The sequence below is a fragment of the Nocardia sp. IFM 10818 genome (assembly GCF_054655275.1).
In genome coordinates this window covers 4,625,308-4,651,175 of the sequence record NZ_BAAHJH010000001.1, presented here as the reverse complement: position 1 = coordinate 4,651,175, position 25,868 = coordinate 4,625,308, and the positions used below count along the sequence as shown (strand labels likewise).

The following is a 25,868-nucleotide window of genomic DNA, read 5'->3' as shown; positions in this document are numbered from 1 at the left end:
CTAAGTCGCCCCGCTCACACCCTCGCACAAGGGGTGGTGCGCCGTGCGGGCGACCATTGTGCCCACCCTCAGGTGCGCGGGCGCTCGAGCAGCCGCGACATGACGATGCTGCTGCGGGTGCGGCCCACGCGGGCGTTCTCGCGAATGCGCTCGACGGTGGATTCGATCTCGGCCATATCGGTGGCCATGACGTGGACGAGCGCGTCGGCCTCGCCGGCAATGGTCCACACCCCGACCACCTGGGGGATGGGTTCGAGGCTGCGGCGCAGTTCGGCCGGAGAGATATTGTCGCGGTAGAAGACTTCCACATAGGCCTCGGTGCGCCAGCCCAGCGCGGCCGGATTCACCACCGCCGTGAAGCCGGTGATCTGCCCGCCCGCCACCATCTTGTCCACGCGCCGCTTCACCGCCGGCGCGGACAGCCCGATCGCCGCGCCGATCTCCTGGAACGAGGCCCGCGCGTGCTCGAGCAGGTGGCCGAGAATTCGCCGATCGAGGTCGTCCACACCGATCCTTTCGCCATCGCGCAACGATTCGCCGCAAACATCAAGATCTCCGCAACGAATCGCTATTTCGAGCGCAACGCTACGCCACTTACCTTCAGGTGAACGCCTGTCCGCGCCGACTTGCCAGGGAGTCCCCGTTGACGTCCGTAACCACCCTCCCCACCCCCGAACCCACCGGTGCTCGCCGCCCCACCCCGCGGCAGTACCTCATGTGCCGCCCGGATCATTTCGACGTCACCTACGTCATCAATCCGTGGATGGACGCCTCCACCCCCGTCGACCGCGCGCTCGCCCTCGCCCAATGGGAGAACCTGCGCGCCACCTATGAACGCCACGGCCATCGGGTCGAGGTCATCGACGGCGTACCCGGCCTGCCCGATATGGTGTTCGCCGCCAATGGCGGCCTGGTCATCGGCGACCGCGCCATCTCCGCCCGTTTCGCCAATCCGGAACGCACCGCCGAGGGCCCCGCCTACCACGACTGGATGTCCGCCCGCGGGCGCTACCAGTTGACCGCCGCCAGCGAAACCAACGAGGGCGAAGGCGATTTCGCGGTGACCCGCGATCACATCCTGGCCGGCACCGGCTTCCGCACCTCCCGCACCGCCCACGAGGAAGTCGCGGAGTTCTTCGGCCTCCCCGTCATCTCCCTCGACCTCATCGACCCCCGCTTCTACCACCTCGACACCGCGGTCATGGTCCTCGACGACACCATCGCCTACTACCCGGCGGCCTTCAGCGGCGAAAGCGCCCGCCTGCTGGCGCGCATGTACCCCGACGCCATCATCGCCACCGAAGCCGATGCCGAAGTCCTCGGCCTCAATGGCGTCTGCGACGGCTACAACGTCTTCCTCAGCGACCGCGCCACCACCCTGCCCGACCAACTCCGCGCCCGCGGCTACAACCCCATCGGCATCGACCTGTCCGAACTCCTGCGCGCCGGCGGCAGCGTCAAATGCTGCACCCTCGAATTGCACCGCGCCGGAACCGTACTCGACTCCTCCGCGGCCTGAGCGGTCGCGGCTCGACTCGAAACCGGTATCGACGCCGGTCGATTCGCACTACGACGCCCGATTCCCCGCATACCATCGGCGCATGCGGGGGCGCCGCTGGTGATATCGGCCGCGCTCGGACTGCTCAGCCCGGCCGTCGCGATCGGCAGCGCGGCGGGTCTGGCCGGTCGCCGCAAGACCAGGGAACGCAATCAACGAGTCCGCGCTATCTGGAACACCCTCTACTACCGCCATCGCGACGATGTCGTCTACATTCCCGGTGACGCCGCGAGTTGTGTGCCGTCCGAACAGATCTCGACCCTCTTGCGCCGTCCGTGAGAGCACGGGTCCGGCTGCGTCTGCTCAGTCGGCCGGGATGACGCGGTAGCCGTCCGCGGTGGCGGTGATATCGGTGACCGCGCCGCGCGGCCGTCCGCAGCGGCGCTCACAGCCGGACCAGTGCTGGCGGCCGGACGCGACGATCTCTGCGGCGGCCAATCCCTCGTGCGGAGCGTTCGCCGATCCCTCGACGAGGACGCGGCCGGACTGCACGGCATCGGCCACATCGGCGCGCACATCGGTCAGGGATTTCGCGCAGCCCGGCATGCCCGCGCAGGCGCTGACCTGCAGCCAGGGGGAACTCGCGTCGAAGATCAGGCCCATCGGGGCGAGCACGCGCACGACCTGTTCGGCGGTCCACTCGTCCATATCGGTGATGACCACACTCCGCCAGGGAGTCACGAACACCGGACGCTCGACGGCGGCAATGAACTCGGCCGTACGAGCCGGCAGCGACCCCAGCCGCACACCCGCGCCGAGCGCCACCCTGTCATCGGACTGATTCAGCCAGCCGATCGGAATCTCTTGCCGAGCAACCACTTCCACCCGCTCGTCGGCCGTGTCCAGCCCCGGCCGACCGGCCAGCAGATGCTCGGTGAGCCGACCGGCCCCCTCCGCAATCTCGTGCAGCCGCCACTGCCCGTCCCGCAGCTCGAGGAACCCGTGCGCCGCCGCGAGCATCAGATCGACCGCCTGCTCGGGCGCCACCCGCACCCCGGAATCGTCTCCCGCGAGCAACAGCGCATAGGTGTTCTCATCCACGGCGTGCACCCCGATATCCCCGCCGAGCCCGCTCACGTCCCCCCGGCCGTCATCGAGCGTGAACAGCACCCGCCCGGGCAACTCCGCCAGCCGCGGATCCCCCCGCAGCCCGTCATCGAGCGCGGTCACCAGCGCATGCACATCGGTCCACCCGCCGACCCGCCCGGACAGCGGTGACGCAACAATGTTCCGCACGCGCTCGTGCGACGCACTCGGCAACAACCCCGCCCCCGCCAGCCGCTCCTCGAGGTCCCCCGCATCGCGAACCTGCCGCAACTGCACATTCCCACGCGAAGTCAATTCGATATTGCCGTCCCCGAGATCAACGGCCGCCGCAGCCAGCCCCTGCAACTGCTCGGACGTCAACCGCCCACCGGGCACACGAATCCGAGCGAGCGGCCCATCGGCGGCCTCGTGCAGCCGCAGCACACCCGGACAGGAATCAGCTTCGAATCGACTCATGACCACCCCACCCTACGACCGCCCCGAATCCTCGACCCAGCCCCGCCCACCAGTCAGCCTTCCCAAGTACGGCCCGTCCGCTCGCCAGCCGGTCCGATCGCCAGCCGGTGCGGTTGCTGGCTGGTGCGGTTGCGCGCTGGTGCGATCGTTGGCTGGTCCGATCGCCAGCCGGTGCGATTGCCGGCTGGTCCGGGCACCAGCTGGTCTGGTCATCAGCTCGTGTGCTTGTGTGTTGGTCCGCCGCAGGCGAACTGTCAATGAACTGTAGGGATGACAGTTGGTGCATCAACTGTGTGGGTTCGGGGCCGTCTCGATTTTGGACTGAGTGGAGCGTGCGTCGGAGCGGGGGAGCGAAGCGGAGGAGCTCCGGCGTGCGCGGAGGGAGGGAAAAATCGAGACCTCCAGGCCCCGAACCCCGCCGGAGCGAAGCGGAGGCAATCAAACACAGCCACGAGCGTCCCTGATCAGACCCGCCCCCAACGCCAATCAGCCCCAAAACGTCACTCAGCGGGCGTCCCCGCAAAGCAAGGACACCCGCCAAGCACCAACCCCTATCCGGCCCGATGCGGCTCGATAGCCCGCGGCGCTCCCCGCCGCCGCGCAAACGCCGGCGACTGTTCCCAGCTGTCGTTCAACAAACTGGGAACATTGTGATGCTCCATATTGTCCCGATGGATGGTCGTACCCAGAACGGTCACTCCGAACAGCACAGTCGCCGCACAAACGATCCCGGCGAGCATCGCGTACTGCGTATGACCGGAGCCGGCGGCCGTCAGGGCCATTGCCAGCGTTGCGAAAGCAACCAGTATGCAAAAGTATCCTGACCAGGCGGCAAACCTGTTCCGCCTGACCCAGCTCGGGGTGTTCGGCATACCCGGAGCGTACGCCGCGCCACCCCCTCCGAACACCCCCGCGGACCAGGCTTTGCGGCACTGTGACCCGCACGCGATAGCATCCAACAGCTCATCGAACGGAAGAAACCGGTGCAATTCCGGTGCGGTCGCGCCACTGTGACAGTCAGACCTTCCCGATGAGCGCCGAACCGTGCTGGGCGCGTAACCCGAGGAAGGCCCGAACCCCTGTGATTCTCCTGCTGTCCACCTCCGACACCGATCTGCTGAGCGCCCGCGCCAGCGGCGCCGACTACCGGCTCGCCAACCCGGCCCGCATCCTGACCGAGGACCTTCCCGCCCTGCTCGCGGGCGCGGACCTGGTGATCGTGCGCATTCTCGGCGGCAAACGCGCCTGGGAGGAAGGCCTGGAGACCGTGCGCGCCAGCGGCATTCCCCTGGTCGCGCTGGGCGGTGAGATCGCCCCCGATGCCGAGCTCATGGAATCCTCCACCGTCCCCGGCGGTGTGGCGGCGGACGCCCACAACTATCTGGCCGCCGGCGGCCCGGTGAACCTGCGGCAGCTGCACAACTTCCTGTCCGACACCGTCCTGCTCACCGGCCACGGCTTCGAGCCGCCCGTGGAGATGCCCGGCTGGGGCGAGCTGGAACGCGCTGCCCGCCCGATTGCCGAGAATGCGCCCACGGTCGCCGTCGTCTACTACCGCGCCCAGCACCTGGCCGGAAACACCGGCTACATCGACGCCCTGTGCACCGCTATCGAGGACAAGGGCGCCCGCGCGCTTCCCCTCTACTGCGCCTCCCTGCGCACCGCCGAACCCGAACTCCTCGCCACACTGCGCCGAGCCGACGCCCTCGTGGTGACGGTGCTCGCCGCGGGCGGCACCAAGCCCGCCACCGCCTCGGCGGGCGGCGATGACGAAGCCTGGGATGTGGGCGCGCTCGCCGACCTGGATGTGCCCATCCTGCAAGGACTCTGCCTCACCAGCGGCCGCGCCCAGTGGGAGGCCAATGACGACGGCCTGTCCCCGCTCGATGTCGCCACCCAGGTCGCGGTGCCGGAGTTCGACGGCCGCATCATCACGGTCCCGTTCTCCTTCAAGGAATTCGACGCCGACGGCCTGTCCACCTACGTCCCCGATCCCGAACGCGCGGCCCGCGTGGCCGGAATCGCGGTGCGCTACGCCAGGCTGCGCCATATTCCCGCCGCCGACAAGCGCATTGCCATCGTGCTGTCGGCCTACCCGACCAAGCACGCCCGCATCGGGAATGCCGTCGGCCTCGACACTCCCGCCAGCGCCATCAAGCTGCTGACCGAAATGCGTGCCGCCGGTTACGATCTCGGCGCGGAAGGCGAGATCCCGGGCTTGGAGCAGGGTGACGGCGACGCGCTCATCCACGCGCTCATCGCCGCCGGCGGCCAGGATCCGGATTGGCTGACCGCCGAACAGCTGGAAGGCAATCCGATCCGCATCGGCGCGGACCTGTACTCCGCCTGGTTCGACACCCTGCCCGAGGATCTGCGCGCGGCCGTCGTCGAAGCCTGGGGCCCGCCGCCCGGCGAGATGTACGTCGATCGCTCTCAGGACCCAGAGGGCGAAATCGTCATCGCCGCCCTGCGTTTCGGCAATGTGGTGCTCATCGTGCAGCCGCCGCGCGGTTTCGGCGAGAACCCGGTCGCCATCTACCACGATCCGGATCTGCCGCCCTCGCACCACTATCTGGCCGCCTACCGCTGGCTGGCCGCCCCCGAGGGTTTCGCCGCGGACGCCATGGTGCACCTCGGCAAGCACGGCAATCTGGAATGGCTGCCCGGCAAGACCCTCGGCATGTCCGCCTCCTGCGGCACCGACGCCGCGCTCGGCGATCTGCCGCTGATCTACCCGTTCCTGGTGAACGATCCGGGTGAGGGCACCCAGGCCAAGCGCCGCGCCCACGCCACCCTGGTCGACCACCTCATCCCGCCCATGGCGCGCGCCGAAACCTACGGCGACATCTCGCGTCTGGAGCAGTTGCTCGACGAGCACTCCAATATCTCCGCCCTGGATCCGGCCAAGCTGCCCGCCATCCGCCAGCAGATCTGGACGCTCATGCGCGCGGCCAAGATGGACCACGACCTGGGGCTGGCCGAACGCCCCGACGAGGACGTCTTCGACGATATGCTGCTGCACGTCGACGGCTGGCTGTGCGAGATCAAGGACGTCCAGATCCGCGACGGCCTGCACGTTCTCGGCCAGGCGCCCGCCGGTGAGGCCGAGGTGGACCTCGTCCTGGCCATGCTGCGCGCCCGCCAGCTGTGGGGCGGGGAAACCAATGTCCCCGGCCTGCGCGAAGCCCTCGGACTGAGCGAATCCGGCGACGAATCCCGCGGCCGCGTCGACGAATTCGAGTCCCGTGCTCGCGAATTGGTCTCGGCCATGCAGGAAGTCGACTGGGATGTCGATGCGATCGACGCGATCACGGAAGCCCTGGTCGGCGCCGCGGCGGGGGAGTCGAAGGGCTCCGCCACCGGAGGCAGCGCTGCCACTGCGGGTGGCCCTGCCATCGCGGGCGACCCTGCTACCGCGGGCGATCCCGCCGCCGATACTGCGTCCGGCGCTGCGGCAACCACCCCGGCGGCAGCGGAATCGCTCGCGCGCGTGGGGGAGTCGGAGTCCGCTGTGCGGGCGCGGCTCACGGCCGTGCGCCAGGTGCTCGGGTTCGCCGCGACCGAGGTGGTGCCGCGGCTGCGGCAGACCGGCGTGGAGATCGCGCGAATCCTGCACGCGCTCAATGGCGGATTCATTCCGGCCGGGCCGAGTGGGTCGCCGCTGCGCGGGCTGATCAATGTGCTGCCCACCGGGCGCAACTTCTACTCGGTGGATCCGAAGGCGGTGCCGTCGCGGCTGGCGTGGGAAACCGGTCAGGCCATGGCGGATTCGCTGCTCGAGCGGTACCGCGCCGATCACGGGGAATACCCGCGCTCGGTGGGCCTGTCGGTGTGGGGCACCTCCGCCATGCGCACCTCCGGCGACGATATCGCCGAGGTCTTCGCACTGCTGGGTGTGCGCCCGGTGTGGGACGAGGCGAGCCGCCGCGTCACCAAGCTGGAAGTGATCGGGCTGGAAGAGCTCGGGCGGCCGCGCATCGATGTGACCGTGCGAATTTCGGGCTTCTTCCGCGACGCCTTCCCGCACGTGCTCGCGCTGCTCGACGACGCGGTGCGCTTGGTCGCCGAACTCGACGAGCCCGCCGAATCCAATTACGTGCGCGCGCACGCCCGGGCCGACCTCGCCGAGCACGGTGACGAACGTCGCGCCACCACCCGCATTTTCGGCTCCAAGCCCGGAACCTACGGCGCGGGCCTGCTGCAGCTGATCGATTCCAAGAGCTGGCGCACCGACGAAGATCTCGCGCAGGTGTACACCACCTGGGGCGGCTACGCCTACGGCCGCGATCTCGACGGCGCACCCGCCGCCGACGACATGCGCACCGCGTACAAGCGAATCGCGGTGGCGGCCAAGAACACCGACACCCGCGAGCACGATATCGCCGACTCCGACGACTACTTCCAGTACCACGGCGGCATGGTCGCCGCGGTGCGCGCATTGACCGGTAAGAACCCCGAGGCCTACATCGGCGACAGCACCCGCCCGGACGCGGTGCGCACCCGCACCCTGTCGGAGGAGACCACCCGCGTCTTCCGCGCCCGCGTGGTCAATCCGCGCTGGCTCGAGGCCATGCGCCGGCACGGCTACAAGGGCGCGTTCGAAATGGCCGCCACCGTGGATTATCTCTTCGGTTACGACGCCACCACCAATGTGGTCGCCGACTGGATGTACGAGAAGCTGGCCGACAGCTACGTTTTCGACGAGATCAATCGCAAGTTCATGGAGCAGTCCAATCCGTGGGCGCTGCACGGTATTGCGGAACGTTTGCTGGAAGCCGCCGAGCGGAAACTGTGGGAGCAGCCCGAGGCCGAGACCCTGGAGCGGTTGCGGCAGGTCTACCTGGAGACCGAAGGCGAACTGGAGTAACGGAATTCCTCATTCGAGGCGGGTTCGAGGCACGCGCACGGGGCGACGTCGCCGCTCTTGATCAGGACAAGAGCGGACAACCCTGGTACAGGGGGCTTCCCTGTGCGCGTACTTAAGAGGATCATAAGAATCGTTCGGCGTCATACTCGGGGAGGCGCCGGGCATACCCAATCTTGTTATTGGGCCAGAATATTGGAACCCGCATTTCCGGTTCGCCGAGTTATCGAGTCGTCGCCATTCGACGAATTCGATCGGATACGCCTACTCGTTTTCAGGTGAATCGGCGCTTCGATTGAAGGTAATCGTCATGGGTATCAAGAAGTTTGCAATAGCCGCTTTACTGGTGGCGGCCGGGCTCGGCATCACCACGGCCACAGCGCAGGGTCAGGCCGCGAACGCCGTGCGCGGAATCGATCAAGGCGTCACCTATACCGCCGGGTGGGCGCCCGATTACAGCAGTGTGAGCACCACGCTCGACAACGGCACCTTCCGAATCACCCCGGATACGGTCGAGGTCGCCGCACCCGGCGGCGGCGTGATCGCGTCCATCCCCATGGTTCTCGGCGAAGTGCGGCTGGATCCGCGCGTCGACGCCGCCGGGACCACGCTGACCATCGACCGGCCGGCCACCGCGCCCGCGGCGACCTCGCCGGATGCGGTGGTGCTGAAGGATATTGCCTCGGCCGGCCAGATCATTGCCGGCATTGCCATCGGGTGCGTGGTCGGCGCACTGATCGGGCTGATCTTCTTCCTGGTCGGCGCGATTCCGGGCTGCATCATCGGCGCGGTCATCGGCGGCATCATCGCGGCCGAGAACAGGTAGCCGGCGCGGCGGTATTCGATCCGGCCGCGGCGCACCCCGGCGTCGCGACCCCAATGATCGGCCGCCGGACCAGCGGGGTCCGGCGGCCGTTTCCGATCCGATGATCGCGCGGCGATGAGGGTCGTACGACTGCGGACGTACGCGGCCGCGCGATCGCGGACGGATGTCGGGGCCGGGGCCGGGGCCGCGGCCGTACCGTTCTCCCATGACCTGGAACGACGTGGCCCGGACCACTTTCGCGGCCTTGACCACCTACAAGAAGGACGGCACGCCCGTCACCACCCCGGTATGGGTGGCGCCCGACGGCGACCGCATCGTCATCTGGACCATGACCGGCACCTGGAAGGTCAAGCGGATCCGGCGCAATCCGGCGGTGACGCTGCAAGCCTGCGACGGCCGCGGCCGTATTCGCGGGGAGGAGGTGATCACCGGCGCCGCCCGCATTCTCGACGCCGAGGGCACCGAGCACGTCCGCCGCGTGGTCGCGCGCAAGTACGGCGTGATCGGCACGCTCGCCATCAAGGCGCACAAGCTCTTTCGCGGCGCGCATCGCTCGGTCGGCATTGCCGTCGTCCCCGATGCGCCCGCCTAGGCGCGCCCGCTACGCCGGGGTGATCTCGATACCGACCGTGCCCTGCTTGCCCCGGCGCAGCACACTGCCGGTCACGACCAGCAGACCCTGCAGCCCGTAGCGCTTCTTGACCAGTGCGCGCACTCGATCGCTGCCGGCCGCGTCGAGCACGGTGGCGGTGCCCTTGACCACCTCGCCGTGCGGCTTGCCCCGCACATCGCACGGCTGCAGCGTCACCTGCGGATCGCGGCGAATGCGCTTGACCTTCCAGCTGTCGGTCACCGTCCAGACATAGAGACGACCGGCGTCCAGTGCGGCCCACACCGCGGTGCCGACCGGAGTGCCGTCCTTCTTGAACGTGGTCAGCAGAACGTAATTGGCGGTGCCCACCGGCCCGAAGGGATTGTCCACGCCCGCAGCCTATCGGTCCCCGGCGCCGGCCGCCCGGAAGGAATCGTGTGCGTGTGCGGCTCCGGCTTGGATAGCGTCGATTCCGAGGCAATCACGAGGAGGCACCCAATGGCCGCTGTGTCGATTCCGGTCCTGTGCACACCCAAGGACCTGACCGCCGAACAGGCCTACATCAGCCAGTTCCCGGTCGGCGTCGTTTCGGATCAGGTGGCCCCGACTATGCGCAGGGCGACGGCGGCGTAGTCGGCGCCGATTCGCTCGGGGGTGCGGTGGTGGGCGGGGTGGTACCAGCGGGCGGTGTCCACGCACAGGGAGTACAGGGCGATGGCGGTGGTGGTGGGATCGGCTGGGGCGAGGGCGAATTCGTCCTGGTCGGCGCCGGTGGCGACCAGATCGCGCAGGATGGCGTGGATGGCGTCCTGCGCCGCGAGCACCTCGGTGCGGTGGTCGGGGGTGAGGTCGGTGAGGTGGTGCAGGACCACGCGGACCGCGGCATTGTGCTCCGCGTGCCAGGCGGCGAGATTGGCCACGGTGGTGGCGAGCCGGTGCGCCGCGCTGCCGGGCGTGGCCGCGGCGGCCTGGGCGACCTGCTGGGTGAGGCGCACCGATGACAGTGAGATGCGGTGCAGGACTTCCTCTTTGGAGCCGAAGTGCACATAGAGCCCGGCGGGGGAGAGGCCGGCGCGGGCGGCGATGTCCCGGGTGGTGGTGGCGTGGAAGCCGCGTTCGGCGAAGGCGTCGATGGCGGCGAGGAAGATGCGGCGGCGTCCCTCGGGGAAGCGGCGCTGGCTCCGCTCCAGGTTGGCCAGCGCGGAAGCCAAGGCGGCGGTGGCGGTTCCCGGCGGATTGTCGTCGTTGCCCATCGAATCATTATCGCGGGGAGGGGGTTTCGGGCGCGCGGCCGGGCCGGGCGGTCGCGCGGATCCCGTGGTGAGCGGCTCAGGCGGCGCGGGTGAGGACCTGCGGGCCGGTGGCGGTGATGGCGACGGTGTGCTCGGAATGGGCGGTGCGGGAACCGTCGGCGGAGCGGATGGTCCAGCCGTCCGGATCGGTGACGACGCGATCGGTGGTGCAGGCGAACCACGGCTCGATGGCGATGGTCAGACCCGGCTTCAGCCGGAAGCCGCGACCGGGCGCGCCGTCATTGGGCACGTGCGGATCCTCGTGCATGGTGCGGCCCAGGCCGTGACCGCCGAATTCGGTGTTCACGGGGTAGCCGTGCTCGCGGGCCACCGCCGCGATGGCGGCGGAGATGTCGCCGATCCGGTTGCCCGGTTGCGCCGCGGCAATGGCGGCCTCCAGGGCGAGTTCGGTGGCGCGTACCAGCCGGGTGTCCTCGGGTGCGGCCGCGCCGACGATGACCGTGGTGGCGGAGTCGGCGACCCAGCCGTCGATGCCCACCGCCAGATCCATGCTCAGCACATCGCCGTCACGCAGCCGGTAGTCGAACGGAAGCCCGTGCAGCACGGCGTCGTTCACCGACAGGCAGATGGTATTGCGGAAGGGTCCGCGCCCGAAGGACGGCGAGTAATCCCAGTAGCACGACACCGCCCCGCGTTCCCGGATGCGTTCGCGCACACAGGCTTCCAGTTCGAGCAGGTTCACCCCGATCTGCGCCTTCTCGCGCAGCTCCGCCAGCACCCCGGCGATGAACTGCCCCGTGACCCGCATGCGCTCGATCTCCGCCGCGGTCTTGAGTTCCACCATGACAACAACCTCCGATTCGGTATTTTAATACCGACCATAGCGGGTTGCGGTATTTAAATACCAATCGTAGGCTGACCCGCATGGTTCGACTCCCACTGACCCCGGCCCAGCTGGAGGCCGGTCGCCGGCTGGGCCGGGCGCTGCGCACCGCCCGCGCCGACCGCGATCTGACCGAGGTGGCCGCCGATGCCGGCATCTCCCCGGAAACCCTGCGCAAGATCGAATCGGGCCGCCTGCCCACCCCCGCCTTCGGCACCGTGGTCGCCCTGAGCCGCGCCCTCGGCGTGCCCCTGGACGACCTCGCCGAGCACTGGCAGCCCGCCGAGACCGAGAATTCGCACCGCACCGCATCCTGACAACGGGCGGTTCGCGTGCTCCCGGACCTGATGCACTCGAGCCGTAGTGGGGCACCGCCCTGCTCGAGGACGGCGCCGCCTGCGTCCAGGACGGCGCGGGCGTCGTCGCCGACTTCGTATGCGGAACCAGCGCGCGCGGCTGCGGCGCCCGCGCGGGATCCGGCCCCGGGCCAGCCCACCGTCGAGGCGCGTATCAATCCACCGTCAACTCCACGGGGACGGCGATGACGTCCACCATCGCGCCATTGCGCAGCACTGTCACCGGCAGTGAGCGGCCGATGGCGTCGCCGAACAGCTGGCGCTGAATGCCCTGCGCATCACGCACTTCGGTGCGGGCGACGCTCAGCACGAGATCACCGCGGCGCAGGCCCGCGCGTTCGGCGGGCCCGCCGCGCACCACTTCGACAATCCGCAGGCCAGCGTCCTGCCCGGTGCGGGCGGCGACGGCGGCGGGCAGGGGAGCGGGGACGCCGACCACCCCGAGGTAGGCGCGCCGAACCCGGCCCTCGTTGAGCAGTGTGCTGATAATGCGGCGAGTAGTGCCATTGATCGGAATGGCCAGTCCGAGGCCGATTCCGGCCACCGCGGTATTGATCCCCACCACCCGCCCGGCCGAATCGGCCAGCGCACCACCGGAATTGCCGGGATTGAGGGCTGCGTCGGTCTGGATCACGTCCTCGATCACCCGGGTGGTGCGCCGGCTGCCGACCGGCACCGACCGCCCGAGCGCACTGACCACGCCCGCGGTGACCGAGCCCGCCAACCCCAGCGGGCTCCCCACCGCCACCACCAACTGCCCGACCGCGAGCCGATCGGCATCCCCGAGCACGGCCGCCGCCGGAGCGCCCCCGCGCGCCCGCAGCACCGCCAGATCCGACAGCGGATCCACCCCCACGACATCGAATCGGGACTCGACCCCGTCGGCGAACACCACGACCCCATTCCCCGCCGACCCCACCACATGCGCATTGGTGAGCAGGAACCCGTCATCGGTGAACACCACCGCCGACCCGCCCCCGCGCCGCGTCTGCACACTGGCCACCTGCGGCGTCACCGACCTGGCCACCGCGATCACGGTGCGCGAATACGAGTCCAGCGCAGCCGCATCCGGGGTCCCGCCCAGAATCTCCGGCGGCAAGCCATCCCCGCCCAGCCCGTTCCCGCCGCCCCTCGCGCCGTCCTCGAACGGATCGGAAACATTGTGGGCCGCGCCCGATCCCGCCGCCCCGCGTGAGTCCCCGTCGCGCCCGGCGAAGTCACCCGAATTCGGCCGCCGCGCGGCATCTTCGGGCTTCGCGGTCGACGAGGAAGCTGAGTCGTCGTCCACGACGATCACCGTCCCGATTACATGATTACGTCTGTCAATCCAGCATGCGCGCGTTTCCGCGCACCGACAACCGGTTCGCCGACAGCGAAAACGCTCGGGAACGGGCGAATTCAGCGAAACCAGTAGCGCCGGCGAGCGGCCTGACGGCAGCGCGGCGTCGTGAGTCCCACGACCGACCTGGGCACGTCCCACCATGCGGACTCTGCCATCGATCGGTAGGGCCGATCGGCAATTCGCGGAACAGCGGACTTGCGGGCTGCGGCCGGTCAGGTGCCTCCCGGGACGCCGACGCTCTCGTCTCCGGCGGTGCGATTCGCCGGAGCGGAACAGGTGGGGCGGGCGAATTCAGCCGACCCGGTAGCGCAGGTGGGTGACGCGGTTGCCGGGGACGATTTCGGGGCCGTCGAGCAGGACGGGGGCGTTGTCGAGGTGGCCGAGCAGGGGGACGCCGTCGCCGAGCAGGACCGGTGCGAGGTCCACCCACAGTTCGTCGAGGAGTCCGGCTTCCAGGCATTGGCGGGCGATGGTGCCGCCGTTGACCGCGATGTTCTTCTCGCCTGCGATGCCGCGGGCGAGGTCGATTGCTTCCTTGATGCCATCGGCGAAGGTGAACGGGGCGTCCGGATGGTCGGCGATCCATTGGCCGGGGACGCGGTGGGTGACGACGACTATGGGTTTGTCGAGGGGGTGGATGCCGTTCCAGCCGTTGGTGATGTCGAACAGGCGGCGGCCGACCACGAACACGCCCGCGGAGTCGACGACGGCGCGCAGGTAGGCGGCGTCGCCTTCGGTCATCCGGAACGGCACGTCCGGGTTGGCGCTCGGGTAGTCGGTCTCGCCGGTGGAGTACCAGGCGAACAGGTGCTCGAAGCCGGTTTCCTCGGGACCGGCGATATAGCCGTCCAGTGACATGGTCGCGCTCGCGACTACCTTGCTCATGCTGCTCCTCCAGGGTTCCGGTGGTTCCTGGGAGTTGAGACGGCCCGAGGCCGTGAAATTGTGCGGTCAGGTGGCCTGGCTGACCGAGGACATGTGGAAGTCGGGGATGCGCAGCGGGGGCATGGCGGTGCGGGTGAACCAGTCCTTCCATTCGCGGGGGAGGGTGATCTCGGTGCGGCCCGCTTCGGAGACGCGGCGGAGCAGGTCCAGGGGGCTCTCGTTGAAGCGGAAGTTGTTGACCGCGCCGGTGACTTCGCCGTTCTCGACCAGGTAGACGCCGTCGCGGGTGAGGCCGGTGAGCAGCAGGGTGGCCGGATCGACCTCGCGGATGTACCAGAGGCAGGTGAGGAGCAGGCCGCGTTCGGTGTTCGCGATCATATCGGCGAGGGTGGCGTCGGTGCCGCCCGTCATGAGCAGGTTCTCGCCGGGAAGGGTGACGGGGGCGTCGAATTCGGCGGCGGTGGCACGCGGGTAGACCAGGGATTCGATGACGCCGTCGCGGATCCAGTCGCTGCGCCTGGCGCTGAGGCCGTTGTCGAAGACCGACAGCGCCTCCGAGGAGGACGGGGTGGCCACGAAGGGGCGGTATTCCAGGCCGGTGGCGCTCGGATCGGAGTAGAGGGTGAGCGGAATGTCGTTGAGGCGCTCGCCGATTCGGGTGCCGCCGGGGCGGGAGAAGGCGGTGTGGCCCTCGTGCGCGCCGCGGCCCTCCATGGTCCAGGCCATGTAGATCATGAGATCGGCGACCGCAGAGGGCGGCAGCAGGGTTTCGTAGCGGCCGGCGGGCAGGTCGACGCGCCGCTTGCTCCAGTCCAGGCGCCGCGAGAGTTCGGCCAGCAGGCCGGGCACGTCGACATCGCGGAAGTCGTAGGTGCCGGTGCCGACCCACGCGCTGGCCAGCTCCGCGCCGGCGCCGCGTTTGCCATTGATCTCCACCGAGCCGGTGGGCTGCACCCAGCGCCGCCGGATGCCGGTGGCGGTGCCCAGCCAGGTGGAGTGCATCTGGTGGTGGGCGAACCCGTAGAGCCGGTCCGCGCCGTCGAAGCCGGGCGCGAGATCGCGGGCCAGATCGGCGAACACGCCGATATCGGTGGTGGCCGGATCGCCGTCCCAGTCGAGCGCCCAATCGAGAGTGTCGGTGCCGAGGCTGTCCGGATCCAGCAGCGGCATGGCGTCCTTGGCCGGTTCGGCGGTGCGGGCGGCCTCCTCGCTGGCGCGCACCACGGCCTCGATATCGGCCGGGTCCACGCTGGTGGAGCTCACGCTGCCGACCCGCGCGGTATTCGGGCCCTCCCGGAAGATCGAGACGACCGCCCAGTCCCGGGCGACCGAGGATCCATTGGTGGTCATGGAGTTTCCGGCCCAGCGCAGCGACGCCTCGTGCGCGTCGGTGACGATCACCATGGCCTCATCGGCGCGCGAGGCGCGCAGTGCGGCCGCGACGACCTCGGGGGCGGGGAGCACACTCACCTGTAGTCCTTCCTCACTGCCCGGCTTCGGCGCGAGTATTGAGAATATTGATGCCGCGCACCAGAACCGACGGGCAGCCGTGCGAGACCGCCGCGACCTGTCCGGGCTGCGCCTTACCGCAGTTGAACGCCCCACCGAGCACCCAGGTGGACGGACCGCCCACGGCCTCCATGGATCCCCAGAAGTCGGTGGTGGTGGCCTGATAGGCGACATCGCGCACCTGCCCGGCGAGTTCGCCATGGCGAATGCGGAAGAAGCGCTGCCCGGTGAACTGGAAGTTGTAGCGCTGCATATCGATCGACCAGGACTTGTCGCCCACGATGTAGATGCCGTTCTCCACCCGCGAGATGAGTTCCGCGGTGGAGGTGTCGTGCTCGCGATCCGGCTGCAGCGACACGTTCGCCATGCGCTGGATGGGCACGTGATGCGCGGAATCGGCATAGGAGCACCCGTTCGAGCGTTCCAGCCCCAGCCGCGGCGCGAAGACGCGATCGAGCTGGTAGCCCACAAGAATGCCGTCGCGCACCAGATCCCACTGCTGCCCGGCCACGCCCTCGTCGTCGTAGCCGACGCTGGCCAGGCCGTGCTCCTGGGTGCGGTCGCCGGTCACGTGCATGATCGGCGTGCCGTACTGCAGCTTGCCCAGCAGATCCGGGGTGGCGAAGGAGGTTCCCGCATAGGCGGATTCGTATCCGATGGCGCGGTCGTACTCGGTGGCGTGGCCGATGGACTCGTGAATGGTCAGCCACAGATTGCTCGGATCGATCACCAGATCGGTCGGTCCGGCCTGCACGCTCGGCGCCTTGACCTTCTCCGCCAGCAGCGCCGGAATCTGCCCCAGTTCGCCCGCCCAGTCCCAGATTCCGTCCGCCCCGGTCACATACTCCCAGCCGCGCCCGGCCGGTGCGGCGAGCGTGCGCATGGTCTCGAACACCCCGGCCGACGGATCGACGGTGATGGCCTCGAGCTGCGGCTGCAACCGCACCCGCTGCTGGGTGATGCGCGAGCCGAAGGTATCGGCGTAGAAGGTCTGCTCCTTGGCCTGCAGGACGCTCGCCGTCACATGGTCGACGCCGTCGGCGGCGCGCAACCGCTCCGAATAGTCCAGCAGCAGCGCCACTTTGTCCGGCGTGGGCACCGTGAACGGATCGACCTCATAGGCCGACACCCATTCCACGCCGTCGTAGCGCGGCTCCGCCGCCAGCTCGACGCGCTCGCGATTCAACCCCCGCAGCGTCGTCGCCACCGTCACCGCGCGCCGCGCGACCTCGGCCGCCACATCCACGGTGAGATCGGCATGCGAGGCGAATCCCCAGGTGCCGTCGACGATCACGCGCACCGCGAACCCGAGATCGGTGCTGTCGCGCACCGATTCGACACGCCCGTCGCGCAACTTGATGGACTGCTGCACCAATCGATGCACGCGCAGATCGGCATACTCGGCCCCCGCCGCCCGCGCCGCGCTCAAGGCGGCGTCGGCGAGCGCGGCCAGTGGCAGTGCGCGGAACTCGGCGTCCACGACCTTGGTTGCGATGCTCACCCGCACCACGCTAGAGGGCGACACACCGAGGGTTCAAGAACACGCTCATTCCGAGTGAAATACATTCCGTGCAACCTTGCACACGCTGCAATGTTGCGTGAAGTGTGAACCGGCACATCGTGAAACGGCACGCGAGAAGTGCTGGATATGCCGCGTTTCGCCGGGCTGATGCCGTAGGGTCTGCCCGCGTGCCGCCATCCGCCCTCCGCGACCGCAAACGCGAACGTACCCGCCGCGCCCTGCTCGAGGCCGCCGTCGACATGTTCGAGGAACGAGGTTATGAGGCGACGACCGTCGCCGATATCGCCGCGACCGCCGAGGTCGGCACCAGAACGTTTTTCAACTACTTCGCCTCCAAAGAGGAGCTGCTGTTCCCGGAACCGGACGAGCGGGTGACCTCGGCGGTGCGCGCCATCGACTCGCGCCGGCCGGGGGAGCGGCCGGTGGAGGTGCTGCTGCGGGCGCTGCGCGCCGCTGGCGACAATCCCGGAGATCATCTGGGCGACACCCTCGCCGCGCGGATCGCCGTGGTCCGCGCGCAGGTGTCGCGCACCGTGCCCGCGGTGAGCGGGCGCGCGGCGCATGCGCAGCTGGCCGCGCAACAGGAGATCGCCAAGCAGTTGCGCGTCGCGTTTCCGGAGGAGCTCGACGAGGTCGGTTCGGCCGCCCTGGTGGGTGCCGTCGTCGGCGCGGTGTCGGGTGCGCTGACCGTCCTGTTCCAGGACCCGCAGTGCGTCGAGGATCCGGCGACCCTGCAGCGCCGTATTCAGGAGACCACCAACAAGGTGCTGGCGCCGTGGCTTTCGCAGCCGCGGCCCACTGTCGACGCGGCTCGCGAGGCCGCCCTCGAGGCGCGCCGCCCCGCCGAACTGCCCGGCCGCCCCGCCACCGAACTGCTCAACCGTCCCGCCGCCGAATTCCCCGGGCGCGCGCCGGAATCGGGCGTGTGCCACTCGGCGGAGCTGCCCCGTCGCCTGGGCGGTGAGAGCATCCGCCCGATTCCCATCCATCACCTGCCGGCCGCGGAGCAGCCGCGGCACCGGGAGACCGACCACGAGCTAGGCCGGCCCGAAGACGCCCTGGTGTAACCGGATTCGCGGCCGGTCTAGCCGAATTGCTGCCAGCCCAAGCGGATCACCATGGCCACCACCACGACCAGCAGCACGATGCGCACGAAGCCCGCGCCCTTGGCCAGCGCCATGCGGGATCCGACGATCGAGCCGCCGATATTGGCCACCGCCATGGCCAGGCCGAGCGCCCACAGCACGTGCCCGGTCGCGCCGAGGAAGATGAGCGAGCCGAGATTGGATCCGCAGTTGATCACCTTCGCCATGGCCGCGGCCCGCACGAACTCGGTGCCCAGCAGGGTGGCGAAGGTAATGATGAGGAAGGTGCCGGTGCCCGGCCCGAGCAGGCCGTCGTAGAGGCCGATGACCCCGGCCGCGATGCCGATCACATAGATCGCCTTGCGCCGGGTCGGCGGATGCGTGGCCATGGTGACCCCGATCGAGGGCCGCATGGTCACGAAGATCGCCACCCCGACCAGCACCACCATGACGATCGGAATGAACAGCTCCCGATCGATGAGCGAGACCGCCGCCGAGCCGCAGCCCGCGGCCAGGGCTGCGATCACCGCCGCCGGCAGCAACGCCTTCCACCGCATCGGCACCTTGCGCGCGAAAGTGGCCACCGCCGCACTGGTTCCGGAGAAGGCGGCCAGCTTATTGGTGCCCAGCGCCGTCGCGGGCGCCACGCCCGGCAGCACCACGAACAGCGTCGGAAGAATGATCAGCCCACCCCCGCCGACCACCGCATCCACCCATCCGGCCGCCGTCGCCGCCGTCAACAACACCGCCCAGTCCGCAACACCCACCCGGCGACCCAATCAGACCGCGCACACCGCGAGCAACTCGGATATGCGGCGCCCGCCCGGCGGGCGTTGCTGCCGGGCGCCGGGGATCGGCTGATTAGGGTGGTCGTGTGCGCCGGTTCAGTTTGTGGCTGCGGGACAGGCCGCTGGTCTCCGATTCGATGCTGGCCCTGGCCCTGCTCGCCATCGATGTGCTCGCCATGGGCGAAAGCAAGTCCAAGATCACCTATTTGGTGTTCAGCGTGCTGCTGCCGCTGCCGATCATCTTCCGCCGCACCTACCCCCGGGCCGCCGCCCTGGCGGTGTTCCTCGTCTCCACCTGCGCCACCGTCGTGCACTGGGGATTCTTCGACGAATCGGTGCATCCGGCGCTGCTGGGCCTGGGCATCATGCTCTACACCCTGGTCGCCTATGTGGGCCGCCGCGAGGGGCTCCTCTATGTGGTCGCGCTGTTCGTCGACGGCGTGCTGGCCCGCTGGCTGATCGGCACGCCCGACGGCAACGACATCGCCTTCACCGTCCTGTACTACGCGCTGTGCTGGACCCTCGCCGAGTTCATCGGCGCCCGTCACGCCTACGACACCGAGGTCGCCGCCCGCCTCGCGGTCGCCGACTACGACCGCGAGCGCCGCGCCCACGACGCCGTCGCCGCCGAGCGCACTCGCATCGCCCGCGAACTGCACGATGTGGTCGCGCACGCGGTCAGCGTCATCATCGTGCAGGCCGACGGGGCCCGCTACGCACTCCGGCACGATCCCGACACCGCCGAGAAGGCGATGACCACCATTGCCGGCACCGGCCGCGAGGCCCTGCGCGAACTGCGCCGCACCGTGGAGCTGCTGCGCAGCGAGCACGCCCCCGAGGAACTCCCGCAGCACGGCACCGCCGGCATCGCCAAGCTCATCGACATGATGCGCAGCGCCGGATTGCAGGTGTCGTTGGAACTCAGCGGCGAAATCGACGCCGTCACGCCAGAAGTCAGCCTCGGCATCCATCGCATCGTGCAGGAGTCGCTCACCAATACCCTGCGCCACGCCGGTCCGGACCCGCGCGCCGAGGTCCGGGTGGCCCGCCGCGAGGAAGACATCCTCATCGAGGTGGCGGACTCCGGCGCGCCCGTCGCCCGCCTGGGCACCACCGATCCGCCCGGTCCGAACAACCGCATCCCCGGCAGTGGTCTGGGCCTGGTCGGCATGCGCGAACGCATGGCGGTCCTGGGCGGCACCCTGTCCACCGGCCGCCGCCCCGATGGCGGCTGGTCGGTGCGCGCCACCATCCCGCTGCGGCGAATTACCGACGAATAACCACTGAACGCTGGCCGATAGGCGTACCTCCGCCTTCGCTGCGGCCATGCGCAGACTAAGGAACGGCTACGCCGACTGCGCCCGATAGGGTGAGGGACGTGCCGATCACCGTTCTCGTAGTCGACGACCAGGAACTCATGCGCGCCGGATTGAAGATGGTGCTCGGCGCGCACCCCGACATCGAGGTGATCGGCGAGGCCGACAATGGCGCCGCCGCCATTGCCCGCACCACCGAATTGCGGCCCGACGTGGTGCTCATGGATGTCCGCATGCCGGTCACCGACGGCGTGACCGCCACCGCATCCATCATCGAATCCGGTTGCGGCAGCCGCGTTCTCGTCATGACCACCTTCGACCTCGACGAACACGCCCTGGGCGCGCTGCGCGCGGGCGCCAGCGGGTTCCTGCTCAAGGACACCCCGCCCGAGGACCTCATCTCCGCCATCCGCAGTGTCGCCGCCGGTGACGCCGTGGTCTCCCCGAAGGTCACCAAACGCCTGCTGGACCGTCTCATCGCCGACGATCCGGCCGAGGGCCGCGATCCCTCGGTCCTGGAGGTGCTCACCGCCCGCGAGCGCGAGGTGCTCGAGCACATTGCGGCGGGCCGGTCCAATGCCGAGATCGCCGGTGAGCTGTTCCTGTCGGAGGCGACCGTCAAGACGCATGTGGGCCGGGTCCTCACCAAACTGGGCCTGCGCGACCGTGTGCAGGCCGTGGTCCTGGCCTACGAAACCGGCCTGGTCCGTCCGGGCAGCGCCTGAACTCGCACCGCCGCGGCTGAGTTTTCCGTGAGAGATCCCTCATTCGGGAGAAATTCTGGTAGTCGCGGCGTTACCCAGGTAGATCGATCGAAAGGATCGTGCAATGCCTGCCCTGTTGTTCCTCGCCTACTTCGTCGCGGAAATCGCCACCCTGGTGCTGGTCGGCAACCTCATCGGCGTGTTCCCGACCATCCTGCTGCTCATCGCGGGCTCGGCCGCCGGCCTGATCCTGGTGCGCTCGCAGGGGCGGCGCGTCTTCGAAGGCTTCCGCAAGGCGGCGCGCGGCGAGATCGAACCCAGCACGGCCGTCGCCGACGGCGCGCTGGTGACGGTGGGCGCGATGCTCATGTTCATCCCGGGCCTGCTCACCTCGTTCGTGGGCCTGCTGGCCCTGGCCCCGCCGACCCGCTTCCTGCTGCGCCCGGCCGTCGCGGCCTTCGCCGCGCGCCGCCTCAACCGCGTCGCCACGGCCGTCGGCCCCTTCGGCGCGCGCCATGTGGTCATCGACCCGGACGGCGACATCATCGACGCCACCGTCGTGACCGAGTACTACGACGACGGCCAGGGCACGGCCCGCCGCATGATCGACCCGAACTGATACCCAACGGTTTACGCGAGACCCTGCGGCTCCCGGGGCACGATGCCGCGCGTGTAGGCGTAGACGACGGCATGCACGCGATCACGGACGCCGAGCTTGGCCAGCACATTCGACACGTGGGTCTTGACCGTCTGCTCGCCGATGCCCAGCGCGCGGGCGATCTCGGGATTGGTGTGCGCCTTGGCCAGCAATAGCAGGACCTGATACTCACGCGTGGTGAGCGTATCGATTTCCGGTGCGGCGGTGAACGGTTCGACGCCGCCGGTCAACCGGCCGATCAAGCGGCGGGTCAACTGGGGGTCGATCAGCGCGTCGCCGCGCGCGGCGGTCCGGATGGCGGCGATCAGATCCTCGGACGGCAGCGACCTGGTGAGGAACCCGCTCGCGCCGAGTCGCAGTGCGCGATAGAGGTTTTCCTCGGTCTCCGTGGCGGCGAGCGTCAGGATCCGGGTCCGCCCGCTGAGCGCCGCCACCGTGTCCACGACGGTCGTATCGCCCAGGCCGGGCATGTCCAGGTCGAGGATCGCGACATCGGGCCGTAGCCGCGCGATTTCCGTCAGGGCGGTGCGGGTGTCGGGCGCCTCCGCGACACAGTCGATATCGGGATGGGCGCCGATCACGGCCCGCATACCCGTGCGGAACACGACGTGATCGTCGGCCAGCAGTACCGAGATCGCCGAATTCGGGTCGGCGGTGCGGATATCGGCCGGCTCCACCGCGCCGATCCGCCCGGTGACCGGAGCGGCGGCATGCGCGTACCCGGTCGGCAGCGTGATGGCGGCGATGGCGAGCAGCAGCGACGGCAGTACCCGGAGCAGGGCGCGGGTGGACGGTGTCAGGTCCATGATCGTCGACCGTATCAGCGCAGGAACCCGGTGTAATTCCTGTTCATCAGCTGGCCTTCCACCTGTTTGAGCGTGTCCAGCCCGACGCTCACCACGATCAGCACCGACGTACCGCCGAACATCAGGTTCTGGGCCGCGCCCGCGCCGCCGAACTGCGGTATCAGGCCCGGCAACACCGCGACCGCACCCAGATACAGGCAGCCGGGCAGAGTGACCCGGACGAGAACATGGTTCAGATAGTCGGTGGTGGGCTTCCCGGGGCGATAGCCCGGGATGAAGCCGCCGAACTTCTTCATCTCCTCCGCGCGCTCCCGGGGATCGAAAGTGATCGCCACATAGAAGTAGCTGAAGAACACGATCAGCGCGCAATAGGTGACGACATAGACCGGGTTGGCCGGGCTGACCAGATACTTCTGGATGAACTCCTGCCACCGTGCCGTGGCGCCGTCGCCATTGCGGGTGAACTGCGCCAGCAGGTTCGGCAGATACAGCATCGAGGATGCGAAGATCACCGGGATCACGCCCGCCTGATTCACCTTCAACGGCAGGTAGGTCGACGAACCGCCGTACAGCTTGCGACCCACCACACGCTTGGCGTACTGCACGGGAATCCGGCGCTGGCCCAGCTCGACGAAGATCATCGCGACCAGCAGCAGGACCAGCGCGCCGCAGACCGCGGTGAAGGCCGGCCCGCCCTGGCTGTCGAGTATCGACCTGCCCTGGCTCGGAATTCGCGCCGCGATGCCGGTGAAGATGAGCAGCGACATGCCGTTGCCGATGCCGCGATCGGTGATCAGCTCGCCGATCCACATGACCACCGCCGCGCCCGCCACCATGACCAGCACGGCGACCGCCATGCCCAATGGCGAGGTGTCGGCCAGAATGTCCTCGGGGCACCCGCGCAGCAGCTGACGACGCGCGGCCAGCGCCACCAGCGCCGACGCCTGCAACACCGCCAATGCCATTGCGAGATAGCGGGTGTACTGCGCGATCGTGGCCTGACCGGAGTGTCCTTGCTTGCGCAATTCCTCGAAGCGGGGGATCACGACGGTCAGCAGCTGCGTGATGATGCTGGCCGTGATGAACGGCACGACGCCGATCGCGAACACCGACAGCTGCAGCATGGCGCCGCCGGAGAACAGATCGATGAGCTGATAGATGCCCGCGGACTCACCACCGGATACGAGGTCCACACACCGGCGAACCGCCGGGTAGTCGACACCGGGGGAGGGCAGCGCCGCCCCCAGGCGATAGAGCCCGAGCAGTCCCAGGGTGAACAGAATCTTCCGCCGTAAGTCCGGTACCCGGAATGCCGATACGAAGGCGGATAGCACGGTTCCTCCCGACAACTGACACGAGTGATGGACAAGCGCGCATTCCGCGAGAAGGGGAGCCGCGCCTTATGCCACTCGAACGGTAGGGAAATGTGTGTACCCTGCACGTCGGCCGCGAGGCGGACTTCGATCTCCCCCAATGGAGGGAAACCGGATCGCTGCCAGGGTCTTTCGCGGGCCGGGCGCCGAGTGGGCGCCCGGCCCATCGCAGCGGGATCAGTCGCCGAGACGGCGATACCGGTGCACCGACAGCGGCAGGAAGATCGCGATCAGCAGCACCGGCCAGACCACCGCCATCAGCAGCGCGTGATCGGCGATCCAGGACGCATCCTCGCCGGTCGGGTTGCCGAACAGCTCACGGGTCGCGGTGACGGTGGCGGACAAGGGATTCCACGCGGCGATGACGCCCAGCCACGCCGGCATGGTGGCGGTGGCGACGAACGGGTTGGCGAGGAAACCGAGCGGGAATTCGAAGGTGCGCACCGCGGTCACCGCTTCCGGATTCGCAGAGGTGAGCAGGCCGAGATAGACGCCGACCCACAGGAATGCGAAGCGCAGCAACAAGAGCAGCCCGACCGCGGCTAGGGTCGGTCCCGGGCCGCGATGCGGCGCCCAGCCGACGGCCAGGCCGCAGGCCAGCAGGACGACCAGGGCGATGGCGGAATTCAGCATATCGGCGACGGCCCGCCCGGCCAGGACCGCCGAGGCCGACATGGGCATCGAACGGAAGCGGTCGGTAATGCCGCGCGCGGCATCGGAACTCACCGCCACCATGGTGGTGCCGATGCCGAACACCATGGTCATGGCGAACATGCCCGGCAGCAGGAACTCCCGGTAGTCGCCGCCGCCCGGCACCGTCATGGCGCCGCCGAGCAGGTAGCCGAACATGAGCACGATCATGATCGGGAACAGCAGGGTGTTGGCGATGACGACGCCGGGCTGACGCCGCCAGTGCGCGAGCTCGCGCCGGGCAATGGTGATCGCATCGGAGATCGCCCACCGCAGGCGGTGCAGGGACGCAGTGGAAACGGTTGCGGCAGTGCCGATCATGCGCGGGCCTCCTGGGCAATGTGGTCGGTGGACGCGCCGGTCAGATGCAGGAAGACCTCGTCGAGTGTCGGGCGGCGCAGCGCGAGATCCTCGATGGGGATGCGGGCGTCCCGCAGCGCGTAGGCGATATCGGCGAGCGCGGTCACCGGATCGTCCACGGCGGCGCTGACCCGCCGGGCGGCGAGATCGACCATCGGCTCGCTCCGAAGATGTTCGCGCAGCAGGGAAGTGGCCGCGCTCAGATCGGCCGCATCGTGCGCCACGATGTCGATCCGGTCCCCGCCCATGCGCGACTTCAACTGTGCCGGACTGCCTGTCGCGATCACCCGGCCGTGGTTCAGCACCGATATCGTCGCGGCGAGCTGATCGGCTTCCTCGAGATATTGCGTGGTCAGCAGCACCGTGGTGCCCGCGGCCACCAGATTGCGCACCGCCTGCCACACCTGAGTGCGATTCTGCGGATCCAACCCGGTGGTCGGCTCGTCGAGGAACAGCACCGCCGGCGCCACAAGGAAACTCGCCGCCAGATCGAGCCGCCGCCGCATGCCGCCCGAATACTGTTGGACGGCCTTGTCGCCGGTATCGGCGAGCCCGAACCACTCCAGCAGCTCCGCCGCGCGCCGCCGCGCACCCGCCGCGCCGAGGTGGTGCAGCCGCCCGAACATCTCCAGGTTCTGCCGCCCCGACAGCACCTCGTCCAGGGCCGCGTGCTGGCCGACCAGGCCGATCCGCTCCCGCACCCGCGCCGGCCGGGCGAGCGCGTCGAATCCGGCGACCTCGACCCGCCCGGAATCCGGTCGCGTGAGGGTCGTCAGGATGCGGACCGCGGTGGTCTTGCCCGCCCCGTTCGGGCCGAGCAGCCCGTACACCACTCCCTCCGGCACGGTCAGATCGAAGCCGTCCAGCGCCGCGGCGCCGCCATATCGCTTCCGGACCTGGTCACAGACGATTACGCTGCTCATCCCCGCCTCCAAACTCTATACAAAGTACAGCAATCGCTAAATAGATTACAAAGTACAGAGATCTCTTGCCAG

At 68.9% G+C, this 25,868-nt stretch carries 25 protein-coding genes and 1 riboswitch; of the genes, 11 read left to right on the top strand and 14 right to left on the bottom strand.

Going from position 1 to position 25,868, the window contains the following annotated elements:
• Positions 1–68: 68 nt before the first annotated feature.
• Positions 69–506 (bottom strand): Lrp/AsnC family transcriptional regulator, encoded by a 438-nt coding sequence (locus ACYQ5L_RS21485; RefSeq protein ID WP_379204122.1) that lies wholly within the window; start codon positions 504–506, stop codon positions 69–71.
• A gap of 137 nt (positions 507–643) precedes the next feature.
• On the opposite strand from ACYQ5L_RS21485, the gene ddaH reads away from it, so the two are divergent.
• Positions 644–1,519, top strand: a complete 876-nt coding sequence (gene ddaH, locus ACYQ5L_RS21480; protein WP_459959569.1) for a dimethylargininase — start codon at positions 644–646, stop codon at positions 1,517–1,519.
• 99 nt (positions 1,520–1,618) lie between these two features.
• The gene (locus tag ACYQ5L_RS21475; protein ID WP_459959568.1) at positions 1,619–1,837 is read left to right on the top strand and encodes a hypothetical protein; all 219 of its coding nucleotides are present in this window, start codon (positions 1,619–1,621) and stop codon (positions 1,835–1,837) included.
• Positions 1,838–1,861: 24 nt separating this feature from the next.
• Here ACYQ5L_RS21475 and cobG read toward each other — a convergent pair whose 3' ends face one another.
• Positions 1,862–3,067 carry a precorrin-3B synthase gene (gene cobG / locus ACYQ5L_RS21470; RefSeq protein ID WP_459959566.1) on the bottom strand — a complete coding sequence of 402 codons (1,206 nt, stop codon included), beginning with the start codon at positions 3,065–3,067 and terminating at the stop codon, positions 1,862–1,864.
• Between the two features lie 957 nt (positions 3,068–4,024).
• Positions 4,025–4,095: riboswitch (adenosylcobalamin-variant (AdoCbl-variant) riboswitch) on the top strand.
• Between the two features lie 47 nt (positions 4,096–4,142).
• Here cobG and ACYQ5L_RS21465 point away from each other — a divergent pair.
• From ACYQ5L_RS21465 to ACYQ5L_RS21455, 3 genes are all read left to right on the top strand, one after another.
• A complete protein-coding gene (locus ACYQ5L_RS21465; protein ID WP_459959564.1) occupies positions 4,143–7,928 on the top strand; it encodes a cobaltochelatase subunit CobN in 3,786 nt (1,261 codons plus the stop codon).
• 307 nt (positions 7,929–8,235) lie between these two features.
• Positions 8,236–8,751, top strand: a complete 516-nt coding sequence (locus ACYQ5L_RS21460; protein ID WP_459959562.1) for a DUF8020 domain-containing protein — start codon at positions 8,236–8,238, stop codon at positions 8,749–8,751.
• A gap of 205 nt (positions 8,752–8,956) precedes the next feature.
• Entirely contained in the window at positions 8,957–9,343 is a 387-nt protein-coding gene (locus tag ACYQ5L_RS21455; protein WP_459959560.1) for a PPOX class F420-dependent oxidoreductase, read from the top strand.
• Positions 9,344–9,352: 9 nt separating this feature from the next.
• On the opposite strand, the gene ACYQ5L_RS21450 is transcribed toward ACYQ5L_RS21455, so the two are convergent.
• The gene (locus tag ACYQ5L_RS21450; protein WP_459959559.1) at positions 9,353–9,733 is read right to left on the bottom strand and encodes a PPOX class F420-dependent oxidoreductase; all 381 of its coding nucleotides are present in this window, start codon (positions 9,731–9,733) and stop codon (positions 9,353–9,355) included.
• Positions 9,734–9,841: 108 nt separating this feature from the next.
• On the opposite strand from ACYQ5L_RS21450, the gene ACYQ5L_RS21445 reads away from it, so the two are divergent.
• Positions 9,842–9,976, top strand: coding sequence for a hypothetical protein (locus ACYQ5L_RS21445; protein WP_459959557.1), 135 nt, complete (start codon positions 9,842–9,844; stop codon positions 9,974–9,976).
• On the opposite strand, the gene ACYQ5L_RS21440 is transcribed toward ACYQ5L_RS21445, so the two are convergent.
• Entirely contained in the window at positions 9,937–10,596 is a 660-nt protein-coding gene (locus tag ACYQ5L_RS21440; RefSeq protein WP_459959555.1) for a TetR/AcrR family transcriptional regulator, read from the bottom strand. The genes ACYQ5L_RS21445 and ACYQ5L_RS21440 overlap by 40 nt on opposite strands.
• Positions 10,597–10,672: 76 nt before the next feature.
• Complete coding sequence (gene map, locus ACYQ5L_RS21435; RefSeq protein WP_459959554.1) at positions 10,673–11,440, bottom strand: type I methionyl aminopeptidase; 768 nt, start codon at positions 11,438–11,440, stop codon at positions 10,673–10,675.
• Between the two features lie 80 nt (positions 11,441–11,520).
• On the opposite strand from map, the gene ACYQ5L_RS21430 reads away from it, so the two are divergent.
• Complete coding sequence (locus tag ACYQ5L_RS21430) at positions 11,521–11,796, top strand: helix-turn-helix transcriptional regulator (protein WP_459959552.1); 276 nt, start codon at positions 11,521–11,523, stop codon at positions 11,794–11,796.
• A 193-nt stretch (positions 11,797–11,989) separates the two neighbouring features.
• Here ACYQ5L_RS21430 and ACYQ5L_RS21425 read toward each other — a convergent pair whose 3' ends face one another.
• From ACYQ5L_RS21425 to ACYQ5L_RS21410, 4 genes are all read right to left on the bottom strand, one after another.
• The gene (locus ACYQ5L_RS21425; RefSeq protein ID WP_459963496.1) at positions 11,990–12,919 is read right to left on the bottom strand and encodes a S1C family serine protease; all 930 of its coding nucleotides are present in this window, start codon (positions 12,917–12,919) and stop codon (positions 11,990–11,992) included.
• A gap of 549 nt (positions 12,920–13,468) precedes the next feature.
• Complete coding sequence (locus ACYQ5L_RS21420) at positions 13,469–14,062, bottom strand: dihydrofolate reductase family protein (protein ID WP_459959550.1); 594 nt, start codon at positions 14,060–14,062, stop codon at positions 13,469–13,471.
• 66 nt (positions 14,063–14,128) lie between these two features.
• On the bottom strand, positions 14,129–15,526 hold the full coding sequence (locus ACYQ5L_RS21415) for a metallopeptidase TldD-related protein (RefSeq protein WP_459963495.1): 1,398 nt from the start codon (positions 15,524–15,526) through the stop codon (positions 14,129–14,131).
• Positions 15,527–15,545: 19 nt separating this feature from the next.
• The gene (locus tag ACYQ5L_RS21410) at positions 15,546–17,072 is read right to left on the bottom strand and encodes a TldD/PmbA family protein (protein ID WP_459959548.1); all 1,527 of its coding nucleotides are present in this window, start codon (positions 17,070–17,072) and stop codon (positions 15,546–15,548) included.
• A gap of 188 nt (positions 17,073–17,260) precedes the next feature.
• Between ACYQ5L_RS21410 and ACYQ5L_RS21405 the strand changes: the two genes are divergently transcribed.
• Positions 17,261–18,160 carry a TetR/AcrR family transcriptional regulator gene (locus ACYQ5L_RS21405; protein WP_459959546.1) on the top strand — a complete coding sequence of 300 codons (900 nt, stop codon included), beginning with the start codon at positions 17,261–17,263 and terminating at the stop codon, positions 18,158–18,160.
• A 17-nt stretch (positions 18,161–18,177) separates the two neighbouring features.
• Here ACYQ5L_RS21405 and ACYQ5L_RS21400 read toward each other — a convergent pair whose 3' ends face one another.
• Positions 18,178–18,945, bottom strand: a complete 768-nt coding sequence (locus ACYQ5L_RS21400) for a TSUP family transporter (protein ID WP_459959544.1) — start codon at positions 18,943–18,945, stop codon at positions 18,178–18,180.
• Positions 18,946–19,052: 107 nt separating this feature from the next.
• Here ACYQ5L_RS21400 and ACYQ5L_RS21395 point away from each other — a divergent pair, with 107 nt between their 5' ends.
• The 3 genes from ACYQ5L_RS21395 (at position 19,053) to ACYQ5L_RS21385 (ending at position 21,605) form a co-directional block, all read left to right on the top strand.
• Positions 19,053–20,246 (top strand): sensor histidine kinase, encoded by a 1,194-nt coding sequence (locus tag ACYQ5L_RS21395; protein ID WP_459959542.1) that lies wholly within the window; start codon positions 19,053–19,055, stop codon positions 20,244–20,246.
• A gap of 98 nt (positions 20,247–20,344) precedes the next feature.
• On the top strand, positions 20,345–21,007 hold the full coding sequence (locus tag ACYQ5L_RS21390) for a response regulator (RefSeq protein ID WP_459959541.1): 663 nt from the start codon (positions 20,345–20,347) through the stop codon (positions 21,005–21,007).
• A gap of 103 nt (positions 21,008–21,110) precedes the next feature.
• Positions 21,111–21,605, top strand: a complete 495-nt coding sequence (locus ACYQ5L_RS21385; RefSeq protein WP_459959539.1) for an FxsA family protein — start codon at positions 21,111–21,113, stop codon at positions 21,603–21,605.
• A gap of 11 nt (positions 21,606–21,616) precedes the next feature.
• On the opposite strand, the gene ACYQ5L_RS21380 is transcribed toward ACYQ5L_RS21385, so the two are convergent.
• The 4 genes from ACYQ5L_RS21380 to ACYQ5L_RS21365 all read right to left on the bottom strand — a co-directional run bounded on the left by ACYQ5L_RS21380 (position 21,617) and on the right by ACYQ5L_RS21365 (position 25,796).
• Positions 21,617–22,450: a LuxR C-terminal-related transcriptional regulator gene (locus ACYQ5L_RS21380; protein ID WP_459959538.1), complete on the bottom strand. Its 834-nt coding sequence runs from the start codon at positions 22,448–22,450 to the stop codon at positions 21,617–21,619.
• A gap of 14 nt (positions 22,451–22,464) precedes the next feature.
• Entirely contained in the window at positions 22,465–23,784 is a 1,320-nt protein-coding gene (gene secY / locus ACYQ5L_RS21375) for a preprotein translocase subunit SecY (protein ID WP_459959537.1), read from the bottom strand.
• Positions 23,785–24,000: 216 nt separating this feature from the next.
• Positions 24,001–24,834, bottom strand: coding sequence for an ABC transporter permease (locus ACYQ5L_RS21370; protein WP_459959536.1), 834 nt, complete (start codon positions 24,832–24,834; stop codon positions 24,001–24,003).
• The gene (locus ACYQ5L_RS21365) at positions 24,831–25,796 is read right to left on the bottom strand and encodes an ATP-binding cassette domain-containing protein (protein ID WP_459959535.1); all 966 of its coding nucleotides are present in this window, start codon (positions 25,794–25,796) and stop codon (positions 24,831–24,833) included. Before ACYQ5L_RS21365 ends, ACYQ5L_RS21370 begins: the two co-directional genes overlap by 4 nt.
• Positions 25,797–25,868: the final 72 nt, after the last annotated feature.